Here is a 14,992-nt window from a genome sequence, read left to right on the forward strand (position 1 = left end):
CCGGCTGCAAGTCTTCGCGCTTGAGCAGCACCGTATTGCTCAGGCGTTCGGACAGCTGGCGCGCGGCCTGCAACGGGGTTTCAACGGCTACGTCGTAAACGCGCGAGGTGAGGATTTTTTTGACGTACTGTTCGAGCATCGGGAAAGCATCACTGGCGAATAAGGACAGGGTCCGAAGTCTAACTCAGAATGACGCGGTTTTAAGGCGGGTTATCGCTATAATGCGCGCCCTTTTGCACACCTTTGCTCGCGGCAAACACAAATTCCTGTAGGAGCCAACCTGTTGGCGAGACGGTGTTTCAGACACACCGCGCGCGACCTTCGCCAACAAGTTGGCTCCTACAGACACAGATGTATTCATTTCGATTAGGAGCCAGCATGACTCAGGATCAACTCAAACAGGCCGTGGCCCAAGCCGCTGTCGACTTCATCCTTCCGAAACTGGATGACAAGAGCGTCATCGGTGTCGGTACTGGCTCCACCGCCAATTGCTTTATCGATGCGCTGGCCAAACACAAAGGCGCATTCGATGGCGCGGTTGCCAGCTCGGAAGCCACTGCCGCACGACTCAAGGGCCACGGTATTCCGGTGTATGAACTGAATACTGTCAGCGACCTGGAGTTTTACGTCGATGGGGCTGATGAAACGGACGCGGGCTTGCACTTGATCAAAGGCGGCGGCGCCGCATTGACCCGAGAAAAAATCGTCGCTGCGGTCGCTAAAACCTTCATTTGCATCGCCGATGGCAGCAAATTGGTGTCGGTGCTTGGCGAGTTTCCGCTCCCGGTTGAAGTGATTCCCATGGCCCGCAGCCATGTGGCGCGTCAGATAGTCAAATTGGGCGGTGATCCGGTGTACCGCGAAGGCGTGCTGACGGATAACGGCAACATCATTATTGATGTGTTCAACATGAACATCACCGATCCGGTAGCGCTGGAGACTCAGATCAACGCCATTGTTGGCGTGGTCACCAATGGCCTGTTCGCGGCACGTCCGGCTGATTTGCTGTTTTTGGGCACGGCGGAAGGTGTGAAAACCCTTAAGCGCTGATTAGCCATGTATCTGTAGATACCGTCTTGTTGGCGAGGCGGTGTATCAGACACACCGTGACATACCGCCTCGCCAACAAGTTGGCTCCTTCAGGATGATTACCTGCTGACTCAGCGAACGCTGCTTTCGAACTTACTGATACCGGTCAATTCCAGCACGATCTCATCGCCCGCCACAAACGGGCCGACGCCTGCGGGGGTGCCGGTCATGATGATGTCGCCAGCTTGCAGCGAGAACTGTGATGCCATGTACTGGATCATCGGCACGATGGGGTTGAGCATCGAGCTGCTGTTACCGTCCTGGCGCACTTCGCCGTTGATCGACAGGCGAATGCCGATATCGGTCAGATCCGAATAGGCGTCTGCCGATACGAACGGAGCGATGACTGCGGCGCCGTCAAAGGATTTGCAGATCTCCCACGGCAAGCCTTTCTCTTTAAGCCGGGTCTGGATGTCACGCAACGTCAGGTCCAGGCCTGGGGCGAAGCCAGTAATCGCGTCCAGCACTTCTTCACGGGACGGATTCGTGGTCAGCGGCTTGCCGATCAGCACCACGATCTCAGCTTCGTAATGCACCGACCCGCGATCAGCAGGAATGGTAAACCCACCTTCCAGCGCGACCACACAGCTGCCCGGTTTGATGAACAGTAACGGCTCGGTCGGCACCGGGTTATTCAATTCTTTGGCGTGTTCGGCGTAATTACGTCCGATACAGACGACTTTGCCCACCGGAAAGTGGATTCGCGTACCGTCGATATACTGGTGCTGATAGCTCATGGGGGCGACTCCTGAGTCTGTAGGCCTAATGGATTAAACGGCGAAGATCTTGCCTGGGTTCATAATCCCATTAGGATCGAACACGGCTTTTACCGCTTTCATGTATTCGATTTCGATGGGTGAGCGGCTGTACGTTAAATAGTTACGCTTGGTCATGCCCACGCCATGCTCAGCAGAAATCGAGCCGTTGTACTTCTGCACGATTTCGAATACCCATTTATTGACCGTGGCGCACTTGGCGAAAAACTCATCCTTGCTCAGGTTTTCCGGCTTAAGGATGTTCAAGTGCAGGTTGCCGTCGCCGATGTGGCCGAACCAGACAATTTCAAAGTCCGGATAATACTCGCCGACAATGGAATCAACTTCCCGCAGGAAGGCCGGCACCTTGGAGACGGTCACCGAAATGTCGTTCTTGTAAGGCGTCCAGTGCGAGATGGTCTCGGAAATGTATTCGCGCAACTTCCACAGATTCTGCAACTGCTGGTCACTCTGGCTCATCACGCCATCAAGGACCCAGCCTTCTTCTACGCAATGCTCGAACGTTGCCAAGGCTTCGTTGGCCACTTCTTCAGTGGTCGTTTCGAATTCCAGCAGCGCATAAAACGGGCAATCCGACTCAAAAGGCGCCGGTACATCGCCCCGGGCCAGCACCTTGGCCAGGGCTTTATCGGAGAAAAATTCGAAAGCCGTCAGGTCGAGCTTGTTATGGAACGCATGTAGCACCGGCATGATCGCGTCGAAATCACGGGTCCCGAGGACCATGGCAGTGAGGTTTTTCGGTGCGCGGTCGAGGCGCATGGTGGCTTCGACGACAAAACCCAGCGTGCCTTCCGCGCCGATGAACAATTGACGCAAATCGTAGCCGGTGGCGTTTTTGATCAAGTCTTTGTTCAGTTCCAGCACGTCACCTTTACCGGTGACGACTTTCATTCCCGCCACCCAATTACGGGTCATGCCGTAGCGAATCACCTTGATCCCGCCAGCATTGGTGCCGATGTTTCCGCCCACTTGGCTGGAGCCCGCGGATGCGAAATCCACCGGGTAATACAGGCCGTTGTCCTCGGCGAGGGTTTGCAAGTGTTCGGTGACGACCCCTGGCTGGCAGACCACGGTGCGGTCGGTCAGGTTGATGTCGAGCACCTTGTTCATGTAATCGAACGAGACGACCACTTCGCCGTTGGCAGCGACTGCCGCAGCGGAAAGCCCGGTTCGTCCGCCCGACGGCACCAGCGCAACCTTGTGCTTATTGGCCCACAGAACGATGGCTTGCACCTGTTCTGTGGTTTTAGGGAAGACGATGGCGACCGGGGCGGGAGCGAAGTGTTTGGTCCAATCCTTACCGTAAATGTTGAGGGAATCGGCATCGGTCAAGACCTTGCCAGGCTCAACCAGGGACTTCAACTCTTCTATCAGGGCAGGATTGGTCATCACGGAACTCTCGAACAATTCATGGTCATCCTGAGAACGCTTCACGTCCAGGAATGGGTGTTTCGCGGGGAGCATATGCTAGCATAGCCCCCCGCTAATCGTGCCTACGGCCGATGTGCGCCCCCTGCCATTTTCTCCGGGACACAGGTTTACGCAGATGAGCAAGACTTCTCTCGATAAGAGCAAGATCAAGTTCCTTCTTCTCGAAGGCGTCCACCAATCAGCCGTGGACGTTCTCAAGTCCGCTGGGTACACAAGCATTGAGTACCTCACCGGCTCTCTGCCGGAAGCAGAGTTGAAGGAAAAGATCGCCGATGCACATTTCATCGGTATTCGTTCCCGCACTCAGTTGACCGAAGAGGTCTTTGATTGTGCGAAGAAACTGGTCGCTGTCGGCTGTTTCTGCATCGGCACCAACCAGGTCGATCTTAACGCTGCTCGCGAACGCGGTATCGCTGTCTTTAACGCTCCCTACTCCAACACCCGTTCGGTTGCTGAGCTAGTGCTGGCTGAAGCGATCCTGTTGCTGCGCGGCATTCCTGAGAAAAACGCTTCTTGCCACCGTGGCGGCTGGATCAAAAGCGCAGCCAACTCCTTCGAAATCCGCGGCAAGAAACTGGGCATCGTCGGCTACGGCTCGATCGGTACTCAACTTTCCGTGCTGGCCGAAGGCCTGGGCATGCAGGTGTTCTTTTACGACACGCTGACCAAACTGCCGCTGGGCAATTCCACTCAGGTTTCGAGCCTGACCGAACTTCTGGGCTTGGCAGACATCGTCACGCTGCACGTCCCTGAGACGGCTGAAACCCAGTGGATGATCGGCGAAAAAGAAATCCGCTCGATGAAAAAGGGCAGCATCCTGATCAACGCCGCTCGCGGTACGGTGGTCGAGTTACAAGCGTTGGCTGACGCAATCAAGGACAAGCACTTGATTGGCGCCGCCATCGACGTCTTCCCGGTCGAGCCTCGCTCGAACAACGAAGAGTTCGAAAGCCCGCTGCGTGGCCTGGATAATGTGATCCTTACCCCGCACATCGGCGGTTCGACAGCCGAAGCTCAGGCCAACATTGGTCTGGAAGTGGCGGAAAAGCTGGTCAAGTACAGCGACAACGGTACGTCGGTGTCTTCGGTCAACTTCCCGGAAGTGGCGCTGCCTGCTCATCCCGGCAAGCACCGGTTGCTGCACATCCACCAGAACATCCCTGGTGTGATGAGCGAGATCAACAAGGTCTTCGCCGAAAACGGGATCAACATCTCCGGTCAGTTCTTGCAGACCAACGAGAAGGTTGGTTATGTGGTCATCGACGTCGACGCCGATTACTCCGACCTGGCCCAGGAAAAGCTGCAGACCATCAACGGCACAATTCGTAGCCGCGTGTTGTTCTAGGTTTCTCAGCGTGAAAAAAGGAGACCTTCGGGTCTCCTTTTTTATTCACTTTTGATTCACTTGACCGTAATAGTAATTTTCTTCGATAAGACTGGTGCTGTATGGGGGATATGCAACCTGTCACCCATCAACAACTGGAGTGTGTGCTGGCCCGGCGCCAGCGTTAGCTGGGTTTCCATTTCACCCTTGCCGAAATGCCGGAGTTTGTCCGTAGTGGGTAATATGAAGTTCATGTCTGGCAGATCTGTCTCCACAGTATCAATCAACAGATGGTGGTGACCCGTGCCCGGTTTATCTATGCCTGCGGGCGAGATATCCATGTTTTTGAGGCCGAATTTCACCGCAAATGTTTTATCTACCACCGCGCCATCTTGAGGGGTGACGATATAGACCTCGGCGTCGGCAGGAGCTGTATTTCGGGGTAGGCCATTAGCTGTGGCAGTCATCGACAGGCTGAAGACGGCCGCAGCCAACGTGGTTAGCAAGAATGGCTTTTGCATGAGAGTCCGTTCTGTAGAGGGTCACAAGTAAGAAAGCAACTTGAGCGCGACTTCGCGTCGCGACCGACTATGCGCAGCCGTTCAAAGGATGGCTAGCACGTTTCCTCTACAGCATATTTCCGGACCGGACAGCGCTGCCCAAGTTACTTAACCGTAACGGTAATCTTCTTCGATTCAACCGATGGATTCAAAGGAATGTGGCCCTTGTCGCCCATCATCAACTGAAGGGTGTGCTTGCCTGGAGCCAAAGTAACTTCGGTCTCAGTCTGGCCTTTGCCGAAGTGCTTGATGGTGTCGGTCGCCGGGATCGGCGCATCCAGTGGCAGCGGATCTTTTACGTCGATCAGCAAATGGTGGTGGCCAGTGTCAGGCATATCAACGCCTGCCGGCGCCACGCCCATGCCTTTAAGGCCAAACTGGACCTTGAACGTCTTGTCCACGGTGGCGCCATCTTTGGGCGAAATAATGTATTCCTCAGCACCGGCAGGCGAAGCGGTACGCGGCACATCGGCAGCGTAAGCCACAACTGAAGCGCCCAGCAACAGACCCGCGATAGCTATTCTTGAAGCTACTTGTGGAAAATAAGTCTTCATAGTGACTCCGGAGTTAACGTCATTTATCGGACCTGAACCAACGATTTCGGTTCATTTCACTCAGAACGGGTCATCGCCACGACGGCGAAACCAGCCGGTCAAGGATAGCCGCTCGCGGGTGGATGGCAGAACCTCATGGGGCATTTCACCTGACAGGAAAACCACCAGACAACCGCCAATGGGCTGCACGTCATGCTCCACTTCATCTCTGAGGCTCATGCGCAGCTGACCGCCGTGCTCAGGCAACCATGCCGGATTTAAATACAACACGGTAGAAATCATGCGCCGGTCATCATCACGAAAGCGATCGATGTGCTTGAGGTAAAACGCTCCGGGCGGGTACAGGGCGAAATGGCTTTCGAAATCTTCCAGACCGAGGAACAACCCGCGATTGAGCGCCTGCCGCAGGCTGTCCATGAGTTCCAGATAACGGTCGCATGCAGTCACTTCACCGGCTTCGAGCCACTGGATGCGATCGCCGCGAATACCCTCTCGAACTTCCTGGGTCAGACCACGGCCCACGGCGGCAGGCGCAAGTTCACCCCGTTCGGAACGCTTGCGGCACTCGGCGGCCAACTCAAGGGTCAGAGCATCTGTCAGGAAAATGTTCTGCTGGGACCAACCGTTGGCGGCCAAGTCGTCGACGATTCGTAGCAACAGCGGGTGATCAGGGGGAATTCGCATGGGTCGCATAGTATCCATACGCCTTGAAGTTCGACAGCGCCTGCAAAGCAAACGGGCATTGAATACAGTGAAAACTCGACAAATCCACGCAAGCGCATTGAGAATAGCGCCCTGTCGACAGGAGTCCCTATGCGTCGTTTGCTTGTTTTGTTGTTGATGTTCTGCACCTTGCCCGCGTGGGCAGACGACCACGACCTGCTGTACAAGGTCGCCGGTTGGCCAGAACAACGCGCGCATTTCACCGCTGCCCTTACCGCCGCTCAACAGCGCTACCGCAACAGCCTGCCGCCTGCGGTCTATCAAGCGCTGGTCAATAACAGTAGCCAACGCTTTGCGCCGCAAGCCATGGACCAACGTGCCGAACAGCATTTGCGCCAGGTATTGCAGGACCCGATGCCGGCGCTGCAGTTCTTCCAGTCGCCTTTGGGCCGCAAGATCGTCACCGCCGAACTGACCGCGACGCGTCCCGATCAATTGGCGAAAAATGCCCAGGGCCTGCCGGTTATCGAAGCCAGTGCGACTCGCCAACTGCTGATTGGCCATTTGGCAATGGCGCTGCCTGTTCGCGAAGCCGGGGCCGAAGTCAGCCTCGCCATCGCCGGAGTGGCGGCTGACAGCCTCAGTCAGATGATTCCAGGCCTGTTAGGCGGTGGTCAGGCACAGAACATGCTGGACGGCCAGCGTGAACGCCTGATGCAGCAGATCGGCAACGACATGAACAACACACTGCTGTATGTCTATCGCGACCTTTCCGACCCGGAATTGGAAGAGTTCGATACCTTCGCAGAATCGCCGGAAGGCAAAACGTATTATCAGGCCGCCCTGGCCGCCATCCGCGCCGGGTTGGCCGTTGGGCAAAGCACATCAAGCCTCGCGCCGGTGAGGTAATGTGGGCGTAAATTTACCGGTGAAGCAAACCGAATCTTTCATCCAAAAACGCAAAATACTGCGCGCGTAACGTTGGCAATTCATTGGCCAGATGGTGCCGCGCTTCGCTCAGCATGAACACTTGCGGCTTGTGGAATTTATCGTTGAGGACTTGAAGGTTGTGTATCCAGTCCACCGTCATGTCGCCGTCGCCCTGTACGATAAGCGGGCTGCGAGTGCTGCGCGGCGCGGCCTCGATACGTTTGATCCACTTCGCCAACGCCCCCACCCAGGCCGTCGGGAGTCGTCGGGGCTGGAGCGGGTCAGCCAGTAGAAACGGTAAAAAGTCAGGGTCGTTGGAGTTCTCGCTAAATCGCCGCTCAATGCCTTTGACGAACGGGCTGAACAGGCTATAGCTGAGCTTGGACAAGCCCCAGCCACGGGGACGAACCAGCGGTGCCAGCAAGATACTTTGCCCTTGTGCCGGACTGTCGTTGCCATGGATCAGCAAGTGGTCGATCACAATCGCCCCGCCGGTGCTTTGCCCGCACAGATGCCAAGGCTGCGGCAGTTGCAGGCTCGCGGCCTCGTCGAACAATGCCTGCAGCACCACTTGGTACTCGTCAAAATCATCGATACTCGCCCGAACACCGCTGGACAAACCATGCCCCGGCAGATCACAGCCGATCACTGCAAAACCCCGGCCCAGCGCCCAGTCGATGACATGCCGATACAGCCCGACATGGTCGTAAAAGCCGTGCACTAAAAACAATGTCGCACTCGGCTGCTGAGGAATCCAGACCTGACTCACGACTTCATAACCGGCGATATCAAAGCGCCCGAGCCAACTGCGAATGGGCGCCGAACCTGTCCCCGTCGCCAAACCATAGAAGCGCTGATAGGCCTGCCCCGCTTCGGACAATGGCTGTTCTGCAAGCAACGGCTGCAGGCTGAATCGCAAAGTATCAGGATCGAATGTGGCGGACATGGGGCTTCCAGGCAAAACGGACGTCATTTGCATCCGAGCAAGTCAATCAGACAGCAGAGATATTCATCTGTCTCACCAGGCATGGCAAGCTATGCGCCTTAAAACATAAGCGACTTATATGAACCCTGGCCATCGCCCCACCATCCTTGCCTGTTTGCTGGCGCTTGTATGCGCCATTGGCCTGTGGGCGGCGTATGACTGGTTTCAGGGGCGCTACATTCGACCCTTCAGCGACCAGACCGCATCGTTCGCCGGTGACGTATTGAGTTTGCCTGCAGCACTGGCGGGGCCGGGGCGAATTCGCCTGGTGCACTTCTGGGACCCGGCGTGTCCATGCAACGTTGGCAATCAACAGCACCTGACCGAACTGGTGGAACAGTTCGGCGGCGCGCAGGGGGTTGATTTCTACTCCGTACAGAAACCGGGCACTCAAGGCCGATTGCCCAGCACCCTGGACGCGATAAAGCCGCTGAAAAGCCTGCCGGGAGCCGAGCGCATCACCGCCAGCCCTGCCGTAGCGATCTGGGACCGCGACGGCAACCTGGCGTACTTCGGCCCGTACAGCGAAGGCGCCACCTGTAATTCCAGTAACAGTTTCATCGAGCCGATCCTCAAGGCGCTCAGCGCCGGCCGCTCGGTCAACGCAACGCACACCCTGGCGGTTGGCTGCTATTGCCCGTGGCTGGCTGTCCCCTGAGCAACGCGGTTCACAACCACAGGGCAAATCTGTAGCCTGCTAACCCGGACTGGCTCAATGACAGGACTTCAGATGAAACGCGGCATAACCGTTCTCGCCCTCATTCTCTTGGTTGTCGTCGCCATTTTGGTGGGCGGCGGATTTTGGTACGTCCACAGCAAACAGCCTGTGCGTCAAGGCGAGGTGGCGCTAAAGCATCTTCAGGCACCGGTCAGCGTGCGTTATGACGAACGCGGCGTCCCGCATATCAACGCTGAAAACGAAGCTGACATGTACCGCGCCTTGGGTTATGCACAAGCCCAGGACCGGTTGTTTCAGATGGAAATGATGCGACGCCTGTCCCGGGGCGAGCTGGCGGAGGTGCTGGGCGTCAAGTTAGTGGGCACCGACAAGCTGTTCCGTAGCCTGCGCATTCGCGAACGCGCCGACGCCATGGTCGCGCAACAGGATAAGCAAGTACCTTCCTGGCAAGCGCTTGAAGCCTATCTGGACGGTATCAACCAATATCAGGACACCCACGCCAGCCCCATCGAATTCGACGTGTTGGGCATTAAAAAACGGCCCTTTACAGCAGCAGATACGCTGAGCGTAGCCGGTTACATGGCCTACAGCTTTGCGGCGGCGTTTCGCACAGAGCCGCTGATGACTTATGTTCGTGACGAACTGGGTCCGCAATACCTGAACATTTTTGATCTGGCGTGGCAGCCCAAGGGCGCGTTCGGTCAGGCCCAGGGGTCAGCTCCCGCGCTGATGAGCGCTGATTGGAAAGGTCTGGACGCCCTGGCTCAGCTTAGCCAGCGGGCGCTGGAAGAAGCTGGACTGCCACAATTCGAGGGCAGCAACGCCTGGGTGATTTCCGGCAGCCGGACTAAAAGCGGCAAGCCATTATTGGCCGGCGATCCGCACATTCGTTTTTCGGTGCCATCGGTGTGGTACGAGGCGCAATTGTCGGCGCCAGGCTTCGAGTTGTATGGGCATCATCAGCCCCTTGACCCGTTTGCGGCGCTCGGGCACAACCGCGACTTCGGTTGGAGCTTGACCATGTTCCAGAACGACGACGTGGACCTGATCGCCGAGCGGGTCAATCCGGGCAATCCCAATCAGGTGTGGTACCACGGTGGCTGGGTCGACATGACCCACAGCCAGCAGCAAATTCAGATCAAGGGTTTGCCAGCAATAACTCTGGATCTGCGGCGCTCACCCCACGGCCCGATCATTAACGACGCGTTAGGCGCCATGGCCGGCCCGGCGCCGATTGCCCTGTGGTGGTCATTTCTGGAATCGGAGAACCCGATCATCGAAGGGTTCTACGAGGCCAATCGCGCCGACACCTTGAGCAAAATGCGCACGGCGGCCGAGAAAATCCAGTCGCCTGGCCTGAATTTGGTCTGGGCCAACGCCAAAGGTGACATTGGCTGGTGGGCGGCGGCGCAACTGCCGATTCGGCCAGAAGGCGTGAATCCAACGTTCATTCTTGATGGCGGCACGGCAGAAGCGGATAAAGGCGGTTTTTATCCGTTCAGCGCCAATCCTCAGGAAGAAAACCCGCCACGGGGTTACATCGTGTCGGCCAATGCGCAACCGGTATCGCCGACCGGGATGGAGATCCCCGGTTACTACAACCTCGCGGATCGCGGCCAACAACTGAATAGACAGTTGAGTGACCCGGCAGTGAAGTGGGATCTGGAAAGCAGTAAAAAGCTGCAACTCGGTACCGAGACCGCCTATGCCGGACGGGTGCTGAAGCCGTTAGTTCCAGTGCTGCGCAGTGTGGTTTCAGACCCGCTCGAGGTCAAACTGATGGAGCGGTTAGTGAGCTGGAAGGGCGATTACTCGCTGGATTCAGTCGGCGCCACGCTGTTCAACGAGTTCTTGTTTCATTTGATCAACGACACCCTGCACGACGAACTCGGCGATGGTTTCTTCGATTCGTTACTGGCGACACGGGTGATTGATTCAGCCCTGCCACGATTGGTCGCCGACCCTGACTCGCCGTGGTGGGACAACCGCAACACCCCCGCCAAGGAAACCCGTGCCGACGTCGTCAAGCAGGCGTGGCACGAGAGTGTTTCGCACCTAAAAACCCTGTACGGCAACAACGCGGATGAATGGCAGTGGGGCAAAGCTCACACCCTGACCCACGAGCATCCGTTGGGCGTGAAAAAGCCGTTGGATCGGATATTTAACGTCGGTCCCTTCCCGGCGCCCGGTACACATGAAGTGCCTAATAACCTGTCAGCCCGCATCAGCCCAGCGCCTTGGCCGGTGACCTACGGCCCGTCGACCCGACGCCTAATCGACTTCGCCGACCCCGCCCACAGCCTTGGGATCAACCCGGTTGGACAAAGCGGCGTGCTGTTTGATGAACACTACTCGGATCAGGCCAAAACCTACGTCGAAGGCGGGTATGTGCCACAGCATTTTGATGAGGCGGATGTGGCGGCGAGTACCCGCACGACATTGCGCCTGGTGCCCGTTAAATAAATGTTGCGCGGCGGGTTCAGAAACAGAGCCGCAATCTCTGTAAGAGCCAACGTGTTGGCGAGGCGATGGCGGGCAATGGCGAAGCAATGGCAAAACAGCCCGCCTAGAAGCTCGCCAACACGTTGGCTTCTACAGGTCTTGGATCAGGCCGGTTCCACCGCTTTTGGCGCGGGTGCGCGCCTTGGGTCGGGTTGTTTCCATGAATCCGCCGCGGCTTCGTCGATGGCCAATTGAATCGCTCGTTTGCGCGTGTCTTCGGCGCGCCGGGTGAAGAACCAGACCATGAACGTCGCAATCGACACCGCTAACAGAATCAAACTGGCGATGGCATTAATCTCCGGTTTCACCCCAAGACGTACCGCAGAGAACACTTCCATTGGCAGCGTGGTTGAACCTGGGCCAGAGACGAAGCTGGCAAGCACCAGGTCGTCCAATGACAAGGCGAACGACATCATTGCCCCGGCCGCCAGCGACGGCGCGATCATCGGAATGGTGATCTGCAGGAACACCTTCCATGGCCGCGCGCCGAGGTCCATGGCCGCTTCTTCGATGGACATGTCCAATTCGCGCAAACGTGCCGACACCACCACCGAGACATACGCGGCGCAGAAGGTGGTGTGGGCAATCCAGATGGTGACGATGCCGCGCTCTTGCGGCCAGCCGATCAACTGCGCCATAAACACAAACAACAGCAACAACGACAAACCCGTGATCACTTCCGGCATGACCAATGGCGCAGTTGCCAGGCCGCCAAACAAGGTGCGGCCCTTGAAGCGCGCAATCCGGGTGAGCACAAAGGCGGCCATGGTGCCCAACGCCACCGCAGCGACCGAGGTGTAGCAGGCGATTTCCAGCGAGCGCGCCACCGCGCCCATCAGTTGTGTGTTGTCCAACAGGCCGACGTACCACTTCACCGACCAGCCGCCCCAAACCGTTACCAGCTTGGAAGCGTTAAACGAGTAAATAACCAGAATGACCATGGGCGCATAAATGAACACCAGGCCCAGCACCAGCATCACATTGGAGAATCTGAAAGCCTTCATGCTTTTGCCTCCAGTTCTTTGGCCTGGCTGCGGTTGAACAGGATGATTGGCACAATCAGAATCGCCAACATCACCACCGCCAATGCAGATGCTACCGGCCAGTCACGGTTGTTGAAGAACTCTTGCCAGAGGATGCGACCGATCATTAACGTCTCCGGACCGCCCAGCAATTCCGGAATCACGAACTCGCCCACCACGGGAATAAACACCAACATACAGCCGGCAATAATCCCGTTTTTCGACAGCGGCACGGTAATTTTCCAGAAGCTGTTGAAGGTACTCGACCCCAGATCCGAGGCCGCTTCCAACAAACTTTGATCATGTTTAACCAAGTTAGCGAACAGCGGCAAAATCATGAACGGCAGATACGAATACACCACGCCGATGTACACCGCCAGATTGGTATTAAGTATTTGCAGCGGCTCATGAATCAAGCCCAGCCACATCAGAAACGAGTTGAGCAGTCCGTTATTACTCAGAATACCCATCCAGGCATAAACCCGAATCAGGATAGCCGTCCAGGTCGGCATCATGATCAACAGCAGCAACACCGTCTGGCTTTCCTTTTTCGCCGTGGCGATGCCGTAGGCCATGGGATAACCGATCAACAGGCACAGCAACGTGCTGAAAAAGGCCATTTTCAGCGAGCCAAGATAGGCAGCGATGTACAACTCATCGTCGCCAAGCATCGCGTAATTGCCGAAGTTCAGGATTACCGAGAGCTTTTGTTCAACGAAGCTGAAAATTTCGGTGTACGGCGGAATCGCTACATCGGCTTCAGCAAAACTGATCTTCAGCACGATGATGAACGGCAGCATGAAGAACAGGAACATCCAGATAAAGGGCACTCCGATGACCAACTGCCGGCCACCGGGAATTATTCGAGTGAGTGCACGCTGAAATTTCTGATTTTTCATGAACGCAATACCACGCCGCTATCGTCTTCCCACCAGACATACACTTCGTCATCCCATGTTGGCCGCGCTCCCCGACGCTCGGCATTGGCAACAAATGACTGGACTAACTTGCCGCACGGCAACTGCACATAAAACACTGAGTGCCCGCCCAAATAAGCGATGTCATGCACTTTGCCCCGTGACCAGTTGTGTTCGCAGGTCGGCATTTCGGTGGTGACCAGTAGCTTTTCCGGGCGAATCGCGTACGTGATGCGCTTGTCTTCCACTGAGGTACTGACGCCGTGACCAACGTAAATATTGCGTTCCAGTTCCGGGCTTGAAATCAGCGCGTGGCCTTCAGCGTCGTCGATCACCTCGCCTTCGAACAAATTAACGTTGCCAATAAATTCACAGACCAACCGGCTGGTGGGCGTTTCATAGATATCGATCGGGCTACCAATCTGCGCTATCCAGCCCAAGTGCATGATTGCGATACGTTGGGCCATGGTCATGGCCTCTTCCTGATCGTGGGTCACCATGATGCAGGTCACGCCGACGCGCTCGATGATCTCAACCAGCTCAAGCTGCATGTGCGAGCGCAGTTTTTTATCCAATGCGCCCATCGGTTCGTCCAACAGCAGCAATTCAGGTTTCTTCGCCAGCGAGCGCGCCAAGGCGACCCGTTGCCGTTGCCCGCCGGATAGCTGGTGAGGCTTGCGCTTGGCGTATTCGCTCATCTGCACCAGCTTGAGCATCTCCGCGACACGGGCGTCGATTTCCTGCGAAGAAATCTTGTCCTGCTTCAAACCGAAAGCGATGTTCTGCGCCACAGTCATATGCGGAAACAACGCGTAAGACTGGAACATCATGTTGATCGGCCGCTCGTACGGCGGCATATCGGTGATGTCCACGCCATCGAGGAAAATGCGCCCCTCCGTGGGCCGTTCGAAGCCTGCGAGCATGCGCAGCAACGTGGATTTGCCCGATCCCGAACCGCCGAGCAGGGCGAAAATCTCGCCTTTCTTGATTTCCAGGGACACATCGTCCACGGCAATCGTCTCGTCGAACTTCTTCGTGACCCGGTCGATTTTGACCAACACCTGTTTCGGTGTCTGGTCGCCCTCGAGGGCTTTCTTATAGGCGCCGGAGGCAACTGCCATTTACGAAACTCCCAGAAAAAAAGAGTGCAGTTCGCTCAAGGTGAGCCAACCTTGGATAGTTTGAGCCTTGAAGCTATTTACCCGTCTTGACCTTGGTCCAGCTGCGGGTCATCAAACGTTGAATGTTCGGTGGTAACTCGACCGAGACGTACGTCTTGTCGAGGACTGCTTGCGGTGGATAAACCGCTTCGTCGGTGCGAATGGACTGTTCCATCAGTTTGTCCGACCCGGGGTTAGGGTTGGCGTAGCCGACGTAATCACTGACCTGCGCGATCACTTCAGGTTTCAGCAAATAGTTGATGAAGGCGTGGGCTTCCTTGACGTTGGCCGAGTCTTTTGGAATCGCCAGCATGTCGAACCACAGGGCGCCGCCCTCTTTGGGAATGGTGTACGCGATCTTTACGCCTTTCTTGGCTTCGTTCGCGCGGTTGCGGGCCTG

The 14,992-nt window shown here is 56.5% G+C and carries 16 protein-coding genes; 5 read left to right on the top strand and 11 right to left on the bottom strand.

Annotated elements, in window-relative coordinates:
• Positions 1-139 (bottom strand): hypothetical protein (locus tag JWR17_RS24190; RefSeq protein ID WP_299835584.1); only part of this gene is annotated, 139 nt, incomplete at its 3' end.
• A 239-nt stretch (positions 140-378) separates the two neighbouring features.
• Between JWR17_RS24190 and rpiA the strand changes: the two genes are divergently transcribed.
• Entirely contained in the window at positions 379-1,050 is a 672-nt protein-coding gene (gene rpiA, locus JWR17_RS24195; RefSeq protein WP_299835561.1) for a ribose-5-phosphate isomerase RpiA, read from the top strand.
• Positions 1,051-1,160: 110 nt separating this feature from the next.
• Here rpiA and JWR17_RS24200 read toward each other — a convergent pair whose 3' ends face one another.
• Positions 1,161-1,826, bottom strand: a complete 666-nt coding sequence (locus JWR17_RS24200) for a fumarylacetoacetate hydrolase family protein (RefSeq protein ID WP_299835562.1) — start codon at positions 1,824-1,826, stop codon at positions 1,161-1,163.
• A gap of 33 nt (positions 1,827-1,859) precedes the next feature.
• Positions 1,860-3,254: an FAD-binding oxidoreductase gene (locus JWR17_RS24205; RefSeq protein WP_299835563.1), complete on the bottom strand. Its 1,395-nt coding sequence runs from the start codon at positions 3,252-3,254 to the stop codon at positions 1,860-1,862.
• A gap of 157 nt (positions 3,255-3,411) precedes the next feature.
• Between JWR17_RS24205 and serA the strand changes: the two genes are divergently transcribed.
• Positions 3,412-4,641: a phosphoglycerate dehydrogenase gene (gene serA / locus JWR17_RS24210; protein WP_299835564.1), complete on the top strand. Its 1,230-nt coding sequence runs from the start codon at positions 3,412-3,414 to the stop codon at positions 4,639-4,641.
• A 56-nt stretch (positions 4,642-4,697) separates the two neighbouring features.
• Here the strand turns inward: serA and JWR17_RS24215 are convergent, their stop codons facing one another.
• The 3 genes from JWR17_RS24215 to JWR17_RS24225 form a co-directional block, all read right to left on the bottom strand.
• On the bottom strand, positions 4,698-5,141 hold the full coding sequence (locus JWR17_RS24215; protein WP_299835566.1) for a DUF4399 domain-containing protein: 444 nt from the start codon (positions 5,139-5,141) through the stop codon (positions 4,698-4,700).
• Between the two features lie 143 nt (positions 5,142-5,284).
• Positions 5,285-5,734 (bottom strand): DUF4399 domain-containing protein, encoded by a 450-nt coding sequence (locus JWR17_RS24220; RefSeq protein WP_299835568.1) that lies wholly within the window; start codon positions 5,732-5,734, stop codon positions 5,285-5,287.
• 60 nt (positions 5,735-5,794) lie between these two features.
• Positions 5,795-6,427, bottom strand: coding sequence for a 2OG-Fe(II) oxygenase (locus JWR17_RS24225; protein ID WP_299835570.1), 633 nt, complete (start codon positions 6,425-6,427; stop codon positions 5,795-5,797).
• Between the two features lie 120 nt (positions 6,428-6,547).
• Here JWR17_RS24225 and JWR17_RS24230 point away from each other — a divergent pair, with 120 nt between their 5' ends.
• On the top strand, positions 6,548-7,306 hold the full coding sequence (locus tag JWR17_RS24230; protein WP_299835571.1) for a hypothetical protein: 759 nt from the start codon (positions 6,548-6,550) through the stop codon (positions 7,304-7,306).
• A gap of 13 nt (positions 7,307-7,319) precedes the next feature.
• Here JWR17_RS24230 and JWR17_RS24235 read toward each other — a convergent pair whose 3' ends face one another.
• The gene (locus JWR17_RS24235) at positions 7,320-8,273 is read right to left on the bottom strand and encodes an alpha/beta hydrolase (protein ID WP_299835573.1); all 954 of its coding nucleotides are present in this window, start codon (positions 8,271-8,273) and stop codon (positions 7,320-7,322) included.
• A gap of 118 nt (positions 8,274-8,391) precedes the next feature.
• Between JWR17_RS24235 and JWR17_RS24240 the strand changes: the two genes are divergently transcribed.
• Both JWR17_RS24240 and JWR17_RS24245 read left to right on the top strand, forming a co-directional pair.
• On the top strand, positions 8,392-8,970 hold the full coding sequence (locus JWR17_RS24240) for a DUF6436 domain-containing protein (protein WP_299835574.1): 579 nt from the start codon (positions 8,392-8,394) through the stop codon (positions 8,968-8,970).
• 72 nt (positions 8,971-9,042) lie between these two features.
• Positions 9,043-11,454: a penicillin acylase family protein gene (locus tag JWR17_RS24245; RefSeq protein WP_299835576.1), complete on the top strand. Its 2,412-nt coding sequence runs from the start codon at positions 9,043-9,045 to the stop codon at positions 11,452-11,454.
• Positions 11,455-11,597: 143 nt separating this feature from the next.
• On the opposite strand, the gene JWR17_RS24250 is transcribed toward JWR17_RS24245, so the two are convergent.
• The 4 genes from JWR17_RS24250 to JWR17_RS24265 form a co-directional block, all read right to left on the bottom strand.
• Positions 11,598-12,497, bottom strand: a complete 900-nt coding sequence (locus JWR17_RS24250) for an ABC transporter permease subunit (RefSeq protein ID WP_299835578.1) — start codon at positions 12,495-12,497, stop codon at positions 11,598-11,600.
• A complete protein-coding gene (locus tag JWR17_RS24255) occupies positions 12,494-13,375 on the bottom strand; it encodes an ABC transporter permease subunit (protein ID WP_299835586.1) in 882 nt (293 codons plus the stop codon). The genes JWR17_RS24250 and JWR17_RS24255 overlap by 4 nt, the downstream gene beginning before the upstream one ends.
• Before the next feature lie 35 nt (positions 13,376-13,410).
• Positions 13,411-14,553 (bottom strand): polyamine ABC transporter ATP-binding protein, encoded by a 1,143-nt coding sequence (gene potA, locus JWR17_RS24260; protein ID WP_299835580.1) that lies wholly within the window; start codon positions 14,551-14,553, stop codon positions 13,411-13,413.
• A gap of 73 nt (positions 14,554-14,626) precedes the next feature.
• Positions 14,627-14,992, bottom strand: a 366-nt coding sequence (locus JWR17_RS24265; protein WP_299835582.1) for an extracellular solute-binding protein, incomplete at its 5' end; no start/stop codon positions are given.

Source organism: Pseudomonas sp. (assembly GCF_028293835.1).
Taxonomy (GTDB): domain Bacteria; phylum Pseudomonadota; class Gammaproteobacteria; order Pseudomonadales; family Pseudomonadaceae; genus Aquipseudomonas.

Excerpts from the sequence above, each read along its gene's own strand:
- rpiA (WP_299835561.1), top strand. The coding sequence starts at position 379 with ATGACTCAGGATCAACTCAAACAGGCCGTGGCCCAAGCCGCTGTCGAC.
- JWR17_RS24200 (WP_299835562.1), bottom strand. The coding sequence starts at position 1,826 with ATGAGCTATCAGCACCAGTATATCGACGGTACGCGAATCCACTTTCCG.
- JWR17_RS24205 (WP_299835563.1), bottom strand. The coding sequence starts at position 3,254 with ATGACCAATCCTGCCCTGATAGAAGAGTTGAAGTCCCTGGTTGAGCCT.
- serA (WP_299835564.1), top strand. The coding sequence starts at position 3,412 with ATGAGCAAGACTTCTCTCGATAAGAGCAAGATCAAGTTCCTTCTTCTC.
- JWR17_RS24215 (WP_299835566.1), bottom strand. The coding sequence starts at position 5,141 with ATGCAAAAGCCATTCTTGCTAACCACGTTGGCTGCGGCCGTCTTCAGC.
- JWR17_RS24220 (WP_299835568.1), bottom strand. The coding sequence starts at position 5,734 with ATGAAGACTTATTTTCCACAAGTAGCTTCAAGAATAGCTATCGCGGGT.
- JWR17_RS24225 (WP_299835570.1), bottom strand. The coding sequence starts at position 6,427 with ATGCGACCCATGCGAATTCCCCCTGATCACCCGCTGTTGCTACGAATC.
- JWR17_RS24230 (WP_299835571.1), top strand. The coding sequence starts at position 6,548 with ATGCGTCGTTTGCTTGTTTTGTTGTTGATGTTCTGCACCTTGCCCGCG.
- JWR17_RS24235 (WP_299835573.1), bottom strand. The coding sequence starts at position 8,273 with ATGTCCGCCACATTCGATCCTGATACTTTGCGATTCAGCCTGCAGCCG.
- JWR17_RS24240 (WP_299835574.1), top strand. The coding sequence starts at position 8,392 with ATGAACCCTGGCCATCGCCCCACCATCCTTGCCTGTTTGCTGGCGCTT.
- JWR17_RS24245 (WP_299835576.1), top strand. The coding sequence starts at position 9,043 with ATGAAACGCGGCATAACCGTTCTCGCCCTCATTCTCTTGGTTGTCGTC.
- JWR17_RS24250 (WP_299835578.1), bottom strand. The coding sequence starts at position 12,497 with ATGAAGGCTTTCAGATTCTCCAATGTGATGCTGGTGCTGGGCCTGGTG.
- potA (WP_299835580.1), bottom strand. The coding sequence starts at position 14,553 with ATGGCAGTTGCCTCCGGCGCCTATAAGAAAGCCCTCGAGGGCGACCAG.